Genomic DNA, 2,316 nt, shown 5'->3' on the forward strand with positions numbered 1-2,316 from the left:
CCGGAAATCTTGTCGCCGGTCAGCGTCGCCTGATGGAGCACCACGCCGCCGGCCAAGGTGTAGCTGCCGGCCGCATCGACGGCGAGCGGCCCGAGCCCCGCCTGGCGAGTCTGGCTGGTTTCGACGCCAGCCAGCTGCGCGTTGAAGCGGACATCGGGAGCGGCCGGCGGCCCGGTCACACCAGCCGTGCCGCTGAGCGTGCCGACAGCGTCGAGGCCGGGCGAAAATTCATTGGCGAGCGCCGCGGGCAGTGCCGAAAATTGCGCCGCGAGGTCGAGCGTCTGACCGGCAGTTCCCGACAGCGTCACCGAACCGCCGCCGACATCGAGCGCCAGTTTCTCGATGCTGGCCGTGCCGTTGGCGATGCTCAGTGTCGACGCCTGAGCGATTGCCGCCTTGATGCCGCGAACCGTCGCCTCGCCCGAGGCAATTTCGACGCTCGTCTTGCCGTCGGCGATCTTCACCCGGCCGGCAGCGGTCGCCGGAATGCCCGCTATGGTGGCGCCGCCGGTGAAATTGGTCCAATCGCCGTCGCGCTTCAGGTCGACGCCGATGCCACTGATTTCGGTGGTTCCGGAAGTGACGCTGTCAGCCTTTATCGAACCGGCGATCGCCGGCGCCTTGAGATAATTGGCGATCAGCGCATTGACGGTGATGGCCTTGGCCGTCACGTCGCCACGCGCGATCGAAGTGCTCTTCGCATCGATCGCGACGAAGGGCGCGTCGCCCTCCTTGGCAAAGCCGATGGTGCCGTCGATGTCGCCCGTCACCGCCTGGCCGGCGAGTGCGGCCAACTGGTCGATAGCGGGCGCGTCGAGCGTCAGCGTGCCGAGCGGCATGTACGTGTCGTCCAGCGCGAGATCGCCCGAGACCTTGTTGTCGCCCAGCGAGACCAGGAATCCGTTGATCGAACGCTTGCCCTCGCTTGTCACCAGTGCTGCCTTGATATCGAGCGGCTGGTCGTTGACGGAGCCGGTCAGCGATACGTTGGCGGCGGGACTGGTGATATCGGCCTTGCCGCTCGCCGTCAGCTTGATGCTCTTCACCGTGCGGCCCGATGCCGTCAGGCTGTCGCTATCGGCGGTAACGGTGAAATCCGGCGCCGTCATCGCGCCGCTTGCCGACAGCGCGAAATCGACGCCACCGGCAACCGGCACGCCGACTGTCGGCGACAGCACGGAAACGTCGCCCAATTTGCCCTTGATGTCGGCCTGGATGTCGGTGCCCTGCATGCTGGCCGTGCCGGCGGCGCTGAGCGTGCCGGACGTGAATTCGATCGAGTTCGCGGCGAAGGATCCCTGCGGATCGCGGGCCGCGGTGGCCGAGAATTTCACCCGAGCGCCAAGCACCGAGGCGATCTGCGGCGGAAAGGCCGTCGCCACGGCATCCGCGTTCATCTTCAGCTGCATCGACAGGTCGGCAAGCGCCACCGTCGCCGTCAGAGAGGCGTTGAGTGCGTCGGAGCGCAGCGTGCCCTGGTCGATGGCAATGGCATCCTTGCTGACCGACCCGGCCAGATCGACATCGATCTTGCCGGTGATCAGCGGCGCCAGCGTCGCCACGTCGGTGTTGAGGCCACCTGCCTGCAGCTTGACGGTGACCGGCCCGGCGCGGTTCTGGATGTCAAAGCCGTCGGAATGGATCTGCGCCGCCAGATCATCCAGCCGCGTGCCGCCAGCAACGATGGAGACGAAGGAGGCGCCGATGTCGATGATCGGCGCCTTGCCGTCGCCGAAGGCGCGGGCGGTGGCATTGCTGATCGCCAGCGTGATCGGTTGCGCCTTGCTGCCGACGCTGATCACAACGGGCGGACCCTTGGCGGCGAGTTCGATCGAGAGGTCGCTGGCGCCGGCAGGATCGACAATGCCGGTCGCGGTGCCGTGCACCGCATCGCTGTCGATGTTGGCGCGGTCGACACTGACGCCACCGGCCGATGTGGCGGTGCCGGCGACATCGAAGCTGGTCTTGCCGGCAAACAGCGGCTTGAGATTCTCAGGCAGGAAGCGAGCGAAATCGCCGTCGCCCTTGGCCTCAACATGGTTACCCTTGTCGGTCAGTTGGTGCCGGCCTGTCAGCTGGGTGACGATCTTGCCGTCGACCGAGAACGTGCCGATGCCGTTCCAATTGGCGAGCGGCCCGGTGCCCGAGACAATTATGTCGACCGGCGGCGTATCGGGCAGCTTGAGCAGATTGGCGATGATGCCGCCTGCCGGCTCCGAGGCCTTGAGGTCAAGATCGAGCCTGTTGTCCGCCGGCGCAAAGTGGATCTTGGCATCGACATTGCCTTGCTTGCCGTCATGGCGGGGGACGTTGTGG

At 66.3% G+C, this 2,316-nt stretch carries 1 pseudogene; it reads right to left on the bottom strand.

Annotated features, from left to right (window positions below):
- Positions 1-2,316: pseudogene (locus EN914_RS32490) on the bottom strand (translocation/assembly module TamB); the annotation flags it as partial.

It is taken from the genome of Mesorhizobium sp. M7A.F.Ca.CA.001.08.2.1 (genome assembly GCF_003998455.1).
Taxonomy (GTDB): domain Bacteria; phylum Pseudomonadota; class Alphaproteobacteria; order Rhizobiales; family Rhizobiaceae; genus Mesorhizobium; species Mesorhizobium ciceri.